Below are 9,712 nucleotides of genomic sequence, written 5' to 3'. Positions count from 1 at the left end.
CGACTTTCGGGCGCCGCATCACACGGCCTCAGCCGTGGCATTGGTGGGGGGCGGCAGTACGCCGCGACCGGGGGAGATTTCACTGGCGCATCACGGAGTGCTGTTCCTGGACGAAATCGCCGAATATCCCCGCAGCGTGCTGGACGTGCTGCGCCAGCCGATGGAGTCGGGCCGCATCACCATCTCACGCGCGGCGCGCCAGGCCGAATTTCCGGCGCGCTTCCAGTTGGTGGCGGCGATGAATCCCTGCCCCTGTGGCCTGCACGGCGAAGCGAGCGGGCGCTGCCGTTGTACGCCGGAACTGGTCAAGCGCTACCAGGCACGCCTGTCCGGCCCGCTGCTCGATCGCATCGACATGCAATTGCAGGTGGGCGCGCTCAGTCCGGCAGAACTGGCGGCCCATCAACCGGGAGAGCCCAGCGCCGCCATCGCGCCACGGGTGGCGCTGGCCTTTGAGCGCCAACTGCAGCGCCAGGGCAAACCCAACAGTCAGTTAAGCGGCAGCGAGATCGACCGCTACTGCCAACCGGACCAGGCTGCCAGTCAATTACTGCAAGCCGCCATGGTGCGCCTGGAATGGTCGGCGCGGGCCTATCACCGGGTGTTGAAACTGGCCCGCACCATCGCCGACCTGGCCACTAGCGACGCGCTCGGGCAAGCCCATGTGGCCGAGGCCATCCAGTATCGACGAGGACTGGCCGACCAATGACACAAATGGTCGATCTGGCTTATCCAAGTGATAACACTTTGCAGGTGATTTCCACTTACTTTGTGCAATAGCGGGAACAGAAGAGCTACTTGCGTGGACAAAGACCACAAAGCGCCGCGCACAAAACAAGAACTCAAGCAAAACCTATAACAACGGACGATGCCATGCCCTCCCTCTTTATTCTCCGCCATGCGGCAGGTGCTGCATGATCAGCATCTACCAACTCAAACCCCGCTTCCAGGCACTCTTGCGCCCCATGGTGCGAGCCTTGGCCCATGCCGGCGTGACGGCCAATGCGGTGACCCTGCTGGCCATGCTGATCTCGCTGGCCCTGGGTGCATGGCTGTTCATGCTGGGGGCGCAACGGCCCGGCTGGTTCCTGCTGCTGCCGCTGTGGATGTTCCTGCGCATGGCCTTGAATGCGGTAGACGGGATGCTGGCGCGCGAATTCGGCCAGCAATCGGCGCTGGGCGCCTATCTCAATGAGTTGAGCGACGTCATCGCCGATGCCGCGCTTTACCTGCCCTTCGTGCTGGTGGCGCCGTTTGGCTGGGCCAGCGTGGGCAGCGTGATCTTCCTGGCGGCCGTCTCCGAGATGGCCGGCGCGCTGGGCCCGATGGTGGGGGCGCCGCGCCAGTACGCCGGCCCCATGGGCAAGAGCGACCGCGCCTTCCTGTTCGGCGCCCTGGGCCTGTGGCTGGGCCTGACCGGCGCACTGCCGGACTGGATCTTCTGGGCGCTGCCGCTGGCGGCAGTGGCCATCCTCCTCAATATCGTCAACCGTATCCGCAGCGGCCTGGCCGCTCTCCCCCGCCCATGAACCGACCTGTCCAGGAACACCAGTTCATCACCCACGACGACCAGACCCTGTTCTACCGTCGCTGGCCCGCCACCTCAGGCCAGCGGCGCGGTGCGGTCGTGATGTTTCACCGCGGCCACGAGCACGGCGCTCGCATGGCGCATCTGGTCGATGAACTCGATCTGCCGGACTTCGATTTCTATGCCTGGGATGCCCGCGGCCACGGCCGCTCGCCTGGCCCGCGCGGCTATTCGCCCAGCTTTGCCGATTCGGTACGCGATGTGCAGACCTTTATCGGCCACCTGCGCCAGCAATGGCAATTGGCCGAGGAAGACCTGGCGGTGCTGGCGCAAAGCGTGGGCGCGGTGCTGGTGTCGACCTGGGCGCATGACTATGCCCCGCGCGTGCGCTGCCTGGTGCTGGCCTCGCCAGCCTTCAAGGTCAAGCTCTACGTGCCCTTTGCCCGTACCGGCCTGGCCTTGCAGCAGAAGCTGCGCGGCAATTTCTTCGTCAACAGCTATGTCAAGGCCAAGTTCCTCACCCACGACCGGCAGCGTCAGGCCTCCTACGACAGCGACCCGCTGATCAGCCGGCCGATCTCGGTGAACATCCTGCTGGCGCTCTATGAGGCGGCCGAACGGGTGGTGGCCGACGCCCAGGCCATCACCATCCCGACCCAGCTGCTCATCTCCGGTGCCGACTGGGTGGTGCATCACGGCCCGCAGCACGACTTCTTTGCGCGCCTGGGAAGCACGGCCAAGGAAAAGCATGTGCTGCCCGGTTTCTACCACGACACCTTCGGTGAAAAAGACCGCAAGATTGCCACCGACCTGGCCCGTGAATTCATCCTGCGCCAGTTCGCCCAGCCCTGGTCGCGCCCGGACCTGCGCCAGGCACACCGCCAGGGTCCGACCTTCGATGAAGCCCAGGCACTGGCCGCGCCACTGCCAACCTTGAGCCCCAAGGGACTGTACTGGGCCGGCTATCGCACCAACCTCAAGCTGGGTGGGCTGCTGTCGACCGGGGTGGCGCTGGGCCACCGCACCGGCTTCGATTCGGGCAGCACGCTGGACTACGTCTATCGCAATCGTCCCGAGGGCGTGGGGCCGCTAGGCCGCGCGATTGACCGCCACTACCTGGATGCCATCGGCTGGAAGGGCATCCGCCAGCGCAAGCTGCACATCGAACAATTGCTGCGCCTGGCGCTGGCCCGCCTGCAAGCCGAGGGCCAGCCGCTGCGCGTGCTCGACATTGCGGCTGGACACGGACGCTACGTGCTGGAAGCCCTGGATAGTGGCCCGCGGCCCGAATCCATCCTGCTACGCGACTACAGCGAACTGAACGTGCGCCAGGGAAGCGTGCTGATCGAGGAAAAGGGCCTGGGCGACATCGCCCGCTTCGTCCAAGGTGACGCTTTCGACCGGGCCAGCCTGGCAGCGCTGCAACCACGGCCGACGGTGGGCATCGTCTCGGGCCTATATGAACTTTTCCCCGACAATGACGCGGTGGCCACTTCGCTGGCGGGCATGGCCGACGCGATTGCGCCCGGTGGCTACCTGATCTATACCGGCCAGCCATGGCATCCGCAACTGGAAATGATCGCCCGCGCCCTCACCAGCCACCGCGGCGGACAAGCCTGGGTCATGCGGCGCCGCACCCAGGCCGAGATGGACCAGTTGGTCGCCGAGGCCGGTTTCGAAAAACTGGAGCAGCGCATCGACCCGTGGGGTATCTTCACGGTGTCGCTGGCCCGGCGCAAGGCCTCATGAGCCAGGTCGTGCAGCCGCTGTCACCTGCGGCGCCGCCCACGCCGCTGCCTTGGAAGCGCGGCGTGGCGTGGCTGTTGCTGCTGGGCCCCTTGTTCTTCCTCAGCTACGGCTTGGCCAACCATGCCGCCGCCGCACGCGCCAACGTCCCCAGCTTCTTCTATGCCTGGGAAAGCCATATCCCCTTCCTGCCCTGGACCATCCTGCCCTACTGGTCCATCGACCTGTTGTACGGCTTTTCCTTCCTGTGCTGCCGCACCCCGCGCGAGACCGACCGTCATGCCCTGCGGCTGTTGAGCGCGCAGTTGATCGCGGTGGCCTGCTTTCTGGCCTTTCCGCTGCGCTTTGCCTTCGTGCGCCCGCCTTCGGAGGGTCTGTTCGGCGCCCTGTTCGCTTCGCTGGCAGCCTTCGACCTGCCCTACAACCAGGCGCCATCGCTACATATCGCACTACTGGTGCTGATCTGGGTACAGTTCGCCCGCTTGCCCAGCGGATGGCTGGTCAAGCTTTTCATCCACGGCTGGGCGCTGCTGATCGGCCTGTCGGTGCTGACCACCTGGCAGCATCACTTCATCGATATTCCGACCGGTGCGATGCTGGGCCTGTTCTGCCTGTGGCTGTGGCCGGACCAAGGCGCAAGCCCGCTGCGGCGCGACGGCCAGGGCAGCACGCGACGCCTGCGTCTGGCGCTGGCCTATGGCCTGGGTGCCTTGCTGGCATTGGGCCTGGCCGTCAACCTGCGGCCTCTGGCCGCGCCACTGGGCTGGCTGGCCTTGTCGCTGGCCATCGTGGCCTGGAACTATGCCTGGGCCGGCGCTGGCGGCTTTCAGAAGATCGACGGCAAACGTTCGCTGCCGGCAACATGGCTGCTGGCGCCGTATACCTGGGGCGCCGCGCGCAATGCCCGCCTGTGGACACGCCGCCATCCCCAGCCGGATGCCATTACCGATGATGTCTGGCTGGGCCGCCTGCCCACCAGCATCGAGATGTGCGCAGGCCGCTTTGCCGCCCTGTGCGACCTCTGCGCCGAATTGCCCGCCCCACGCGGCTACTGGCGCTACGCCGGACATGCCTGGCTGGACCTGGTCGTGCCCGAGGCCGATCAATTGCTGGCCGCTGCCCGCAGCATCGAATCACTGNCGCGGCGTGGTCCCGTGCTGGTAGCCTGCGCCCTGGGCTATTCGCGCAGCGCCGCGGCCGTGGCCACCTGGCTGTGCCTGAACGAACGCTGCCCTGACATGCTTGCGCCCTGGCGCTGCTGGCCGAACGCCGGCCCACGGTGGTCATCAACGACGCGCTGCGCCAACGCCTGCAGGAGGTGGAGCAGCGCCTGCTCAAGGAGAATCACATGCTGACCCTGCGCCAGGGTTCCAGTGGCGATGCTGCCAATGACGCCCCTCTGGATCTCCCGCCCGATGCACCGCAAGCCGCACTGCAAGCCGCGCACCAAGCTGAAATCGCCGCCGCACTGTTGGGCCTGAGCCGTCCGCTGGACGCCGGCAGCCGGGTGCTGAGCGGCGCCGCCCTGATCCTGCTGGCTTTGCAGGTAGACACGCCCAAGCTCTGGATACCACTGACGCTGTCCATCGCATTCGGAATTGCCGAGTACTGCTTCGCCCTGCGCTGCGCCTTCGACGCGCCCATCTTCGCCTCCTGGGCGCGCCGCTGGCATCGGGGAATGCGGCCCGAGGACGATATGGCCGCCTTTGACCTGGCCATCAGAGAGAGCGGCCTGGGCCAGCAACCAGAGCCCACCCGTTCGCTGGCTCAACGCACCGCAGGGGCGCGCCGGCTGCTGCGGTACCAGTACCGATGCCTGGCCGGACAGGTCGGGGCCTGGGTAGGCAGCTTCGTGGTGCTGTTCTTTTTTTGATCCTTGATTGCTGAATTTGTATGCTGATCGATCGTCTCTTCGCCTCCGCCATCTGCAGCTTCGCGCGCGTGCTTACGGGCGTGCGCGCCCGCTGGTTCGCCGCCCCCGACCCCAGCAAGCTGCGTGTCTACTATCCCAACCACCGCAGCCATGGCGATTTCGTGCTGGTCTGGAGTATGCTGCCGCGCTTGATGCGCAAGCAGACGCGCCCCGTGGCCGGGGCCGATTACTGGCTCAAGGGCGCGCTACGCCGCTATGTCATCAACCGCGTCTTCCGCGGTGTGCTGGTGGACCGGCAAGCCGGGCGCAGCGCCGACCCCATCGGCGTCATGGGCCAGGTGCTGGCCGCTGGCGAATCGCTGATCCTGTTCCCGGAAGGCACGCGCAACCTCGACGATGGCCTGCTACCGTTCAAGAGTGGCCTGTACCACCTGGCCTGCGCCCACCCGGAAGTCGAATTGGTGCCGGTATGGATAGAAAACCTGGGCCGCGCCATGCCCAAGGGCCACCTGGTGCCGCTGCCCCTGCTGTGTACCTTGAGCTTCGGTGAACCGCTGATGCTGCAAGCCGGTGAAAGCAAGGAGCAATTCCTGACCCGGGCCCGTGAGGCCCTGCTCAAACTCGCCCCCGTCGCCGAATAAACCTGCCGGAATCGATCATGAATCCCCAAACTACCTTAATCGCCCTCTTCGCCGGCGTCTTTGCCGTGCTCGCGCTGGCCAGCGCGATCGGCGGCCTGCTGCGCTGGCGCCTGGCTGGACGCAGCAGCAACGTGGTCGACAATCTGAATGCCCGCATCAAGGCTTGGTGGTGGATGATCGGCGCACTGGCGCTGGCATTCTGGATGGGCAAGACTGGTGTGGTGGTGCTGTTCGCCTTCATTTCACTGCAAGCGCTACGCGAATTCATCTCGGTGACCTACACCCGCGTGGGGGATCATCGCGCCCTGCTCTGGTGTTTCTTTGTGTTCCTGCCGCTGCAATATGTGTTGATCTGGATGGACTGGTATGGCCTGTTCTCCATCCTGATCCCGGTCTACGCTTTCCTGCTGCTGCCGATCTCGGCCTCGCTGTCGGCCGATACCAAGCATTTCCTGGAGCGGGCAGCCAAGGTGCAGTGGGGATTGATGATCTGCGTGTACTGCATCTCGCATGTGCCGGCCCTGTTGACGCTGCCCATTCCCGGCTTCGAGGGACGCAATCTGCAATTGATCGTGTTCCTGGTGCTCACCGTGCAGTCCAGCGATGTCTTCCAGTATGTGTGGGGCAAGCTGTTCGGCAAGCGCAAGCTGGCGCCGCAGATTTCACCGTCCAAGACGCTGGAAGGACTGGTCGGCGGTGTGCTGACCTCCACAGCGGTCGGCGCAGCGCTGCACTGGATCACGCCCTTCAACGTCTGGCAGGCCGCCCTGGTGGCGCTGACCATCAACATCCTGGGCTTCTTCGGGGGCTTCGTGCTGTCCGCGATCAAGCGTGACCGCGGACTCAAAGACTGGGGCGCCATGATCGAAGGTCATGGCGGGATGCTGGACCGGGTCGATTCGATCAGCTTCTCGGCCCCGATCTTCTTCCACATCCTGCGTTATTGGTGGGTGCCCTGAGCCAAGCGGCGCACCGACCTCAACGCGCCGACATGATCCGACGCGCAAACGCCAGCAGGATCAAGGCCAGCGCCGCCAGCCCCAGCCACTGTCCGGTGGACTCGAAGGCCCCGGAGACCAGCGCCAGCGGGGCATCCTTGCCGGTAAAGCCGATGATGGCCGCCAGCAGCACGCCCACCAGACTTTCCCCCACGATCAGGCCGGAGGCCACCAGGATGCCGCGCTGACGCGGCTTGTCGGCGTAGACCTCGAAGTCGGCACCGGCCGCCTGGGCGCGACGACGCAGGACGCGTTCGATCAGCCAACCCAGCAGCGCGCCCAGGAACAGCGCGCTGCTGACCATCGGTGGCAGGTAGATGCCGATGCCCACAGCCAGCACCGGCAGGCGCGCCACCCCGCCACGGCGCGCCAGCAACCAGTCGATCACGATGAGCACGATGCCCAGCGCCACCCCCACGCCCAGCATGGTCCAGTTCAGTTCACGGGTGAAGATGCCGGTGGCAATGGCGGTCATCAGCGTGGCCTGTGGTGCCGCCAAGGCCTGGGCCGCATCCATGCCGGCGCGTGGCAATGCGCCAGTGAAGCCATAGGCGTGATAGAGCAGGTTGAGCACCGGCGGAATGATCAGCGCACCGACCACGCATCCCACCAGCAGCGCCACCTGTTGCCGCCAGGGAGTGGCACCGACCAGTTGGCCGGTCTTCAGATCTTGCAGGTTGTCATTGGCAATGGCTGCCACCGCGATGATGGCGGCGGTCACGAACAGCGCCACGGCGATGGCCAGCTTGCTGCCCTCGGGGGTGGCCAGCAGCGGATCGACCGCGCCCGAGACCAGCAACAGCACCGACACCAGGATCACGGCCACGATGCCGATGCCCGAAATCGGGCTGGAGGATGAACCGATCAGGCCGGCCATGTAACCGCAGGCCGCCGCCACCAGGAAGCCGAACACGAAGGCAAATACCACCGCATAGACCACCAGTCCGATGAACAGCCCCGGCGAGACCGGCGCGCCGGACAGGAAGGAGGCGAACACCACGGCCAGCAGCGCAATCATGGCCAGGCTGATGACGATGATCCAGCGCGGCGACATGTCCTGGTCGGTGCGCTCGGTGCTGCCCTGCTGACGCCGCGCCAGCGTCGACAGCGAAGCCTTGACGCCGTCGAGCATGGGCTTGAAGAGGGTCGCCAGGGTCCAGATCGCGGCCACGCCGATCATGCCGGCGCCGATGAAGCGCACCTGGCTTTTCCACAGGCCATTGGCGAAGTCTGAAAGGGCCAGGTCCGGTGCGTGCGCGGTGACCGCCGTCAGGTAAGGCACGGCCACGCCCCAGGCGAGCACCAGGCCGATCAGGATGGCGATGCCGGAGACAATGCCGATCATGTAGCCCGCCCCCACCAGCGCCAGCGAAAAGCCCATGGTCAGGCGTACCACCGAGGCGCCGGCGGTCAGCCACAGGCTGATGCTCTCGGAAAAAAGCTTCAGTCCGCTGGCAATCAGACTGAAGGCTGCTGCCAAGCTACCGCCAAACAGGATATCGCGCAGGCCACGCCGGGTTTCCTCGCCGCCCTCGGCGTCGGCACTGCCCACGCGCAGGATTTCGGCCGCCGCCACACCTTCCGGGTAGGGCAGCGCGCTTTGCACCACCATCACGCGGCGCAGCGGGATGGAAAACATCACCCCCAACATGCCGCCGGCGGCACAGATGCCCAGCGTCTGCCAAAAAGGAAAGCCCTGCCAGTGGCCCATCATCACCAGCCCGGGCAGGATGAAGATGATCGAAGACAAGGTGCCGGCCGCCGAGGCCTGGGTCTGCACCATGTTGTTTTCCAGGATATTGGCGTTGTTGAACAGGCGCAGCACCGCCATCGAGATCACCGCGGCCGGAATGGCCGAAGAAAAAGTCAGCCCGACCTTGAGGCCGAGATAGACGTTGGAGGCCGTAAAGACCACCGTAATGAGCGCGCCCAGCAGCATTCCGCGCAGGGTCAGTTCCGGCAGGCCGGCGTGGTTGTCGTTTTTCATATCGGTAAAGGGTTCCATCCATTTGGATGCGTTCTTATACCGCAAGAATTGCCTGGCGGCCATCAGACAATGGCGTTTTTTCAANGCAAAGGGAAGCGCCAACGAGCTTTGCTATGATGGCCACCCGCCCTCCTGGAGCTGNAAGATGCGCCGCCTTCGTCCTGCCATGCTCTGCCTGTCGTTGGCCTGCCTGTGCCTGGCGGCCTGTTCGCCACGCTACAACTGGCGCCAGACCAGCGACAACGGCGCCCATTTCATGGTGCTGCTGCCGGCCAAGCCGGCCAGCGTGACGCGCCCGGTCGACCTGGATGGCCCCAGGGTAGAGATGAGCATGACCGCCGCTGAGGTCGACGGGCTGACCTTCGCCGTGGGCAGCGCCGAACTGCCCGATGCCGCCGCCGCCACGCGGGCACTGGACGCCATGCGCACGGCCCTGTTGAACAACATCGCCGGCCAACCCCAGGGCACACCCACCTGGCCGGGCCAGACCACGGTTTTTGCCCGCACGATCGACCTGGACGCCCGCGGCCTGTCGCGCGGGCGGCCGCTGCGGCTGGTGGCGCGCTTGGCCGTGCGCGAGCGACGGGTCTATCAGATTCTCATCGTCGCGCGACCGCGGCATCGTGGGCGAGGCTACCATCGATTTCATCCGCCAGTTCAAGGTCGACATCGGCATCATCGGCATTTCCAGCATCGAAATGGATGGCGTGCTGCGCGACTTCGACGCCCGCGAAGTCAAGGTGGCCCAGACCATCATCGAGCAATCGCGCCAGGTCTGGCTGGTGGCCGACGCCAGCAAGTTCGGCCGCCAGGCGCTGGTGAAGATGGCGCACCTGTCGCAGATCGACGTGCTCTTCACCGATGCCCCGCCGCCCCCGGAACTGGCCAAGCTGCTGGCCGAGACGGATGTGGAAGTTGTCATCGCCATATGAACAATGA

The 9,712-nt window shown here is 65.5% G+C and carries 8 protein-coding genes and 1 pseudogene; 7 read left to right on the top strand and 2 right to left on the bottom strand.

Annotated features, from left to right (window positions below; genetic code table 11):
- The 6 genes from I5W_RS02340 to I5W_RS02315 all read left to right on the top strand — a co-directional run.
- Window positions 1–709: YifB family Mg chelatase-like AAA ATPase (locus I5W_RS02340; protein ID WP_044528029.1), on the top strand; the 709-nt coding region annotated here is incomplete at its 5' end.
- A 205-nt stretch (window positions 710–914) separates the two neighbouring features.
- Window positions 915–1,529 (top strand): CDP-alcohol phosphatidyltransferase family protein, encoded by a 615-nt coding sequence (locus I5W_RS02335; RefSeq protein ID WP_083893443.1) that lies wholly within the window; start codon window positions 915–917, stop codon window positions 1,527–1,529.
- On the top strand, window positions 1,526–3,277 hold the full coding sequence (locus I5W_RS02330) for a bifunctional alpha/beta hydrolase/class I SAM-dependent methyltransferase (protein WP_044528026.1): 1,752 nt from the start codon (window positions 1,526–1,528) through the stop codon (window positions 3,275–3,277). Before I5W_RS02335 ends, I5W_RS02330 begins: the two co-directional genes overlap by 4 nt.
- A gap of 1,345 nt (window positions 3,278–4,622) precedes the next feature.
- Complete coding sequence (locus I5W_RS33050) at window positions 4,623–5,147, top strand: hypothetical protein (RefSeq protein WP_252716861.1); 525 nt, start codon at window positions 4,623–4,625, stop codon at window positions 5,145–5,147.
- 20 nt (window positions 5,148–5,167) lie between these two features.
- Complete coding sequence (locus I5W_RS02320; protein ID WP_017452649.1) at window positions 5,168–5,788, top strand: lysophospholipid acyltransferase family protein; 621 nt, start codon at window positions 5,168–5,170, stop codon at window positions 5,786–5,788.
- Between the two features lie 17 nt (window positions 5,789–5,805).
- Window positions 5,806–6,747, top strand: coding sequence for a phosphatidate cytidylyltransferase (locus tag I5W_RS02315; RefSeq protein ID WP_044528025.1), 942 nt, complete (start codon window positions 5,806–5,808; stop codon window positions 6,745–6,747).
- 19 nt (window positions 6,748–6,766) lie between these two features.
- On the opposite strand, the gene I5W_RS02310 is transcribed toward I5W_RS02315, so the two are convergent.
- Both I5W_RS02310 and I5W_RS31920 read right to left on the bottom strand, forming a co-directional pair.
- Complete coding sequence (locus I5W_RS02310) at window positions 6,767–8,791, bottom strand: OPT family oligopeptide transporter (RefSeq protein WP_044528024.1); 2,025 nt, start codon at window positions 8,789–8,791, stop codon at window positions 6,767–6,769.
- A gap of 198 nt (window positions 8,792–8,989) precedes the next feature.
- Window positions 8,990–9,280, bottom strand: a complete 291-nt coding sequence (locus tag I5W_RS31920) for a hypothetical protein (protein WP_159106099.1) — start codon at window positions 9,278–9,280, stop codon at window positions 8,990–8,992.
- A gap of 98 nt (window positions 9,281–9,378) precedes the next feature.
- Here I5W_RS31920 and I5W_RS02300 point away from each other — a divergent pair.
- Window positions 9,379–9,705 (top strand): annotated as a pseudogene (locus I5W_RS02300) (DeoR family transcriptional regulator); the annotation flags it as partial.
- Window positions 9,706–9,712: the final 7 nt, after the last annotated feature.

The sequence above is a fragment of the Herbaspirillum sp. B65 genome (assembly GCF_000333555.1).
Lineage (GTDB): Bacteria > Pseudomonadota > Gammaproteobacteria > Burkholderiales > Burkholderiaceae_D > Herbaspirillum > Herbaspirillum rubrisubalbicans.
Note: the sequence above shows the minus strand (reverse complement) of the source record. Positions and strands in the feature narration are given on the sequence as shown.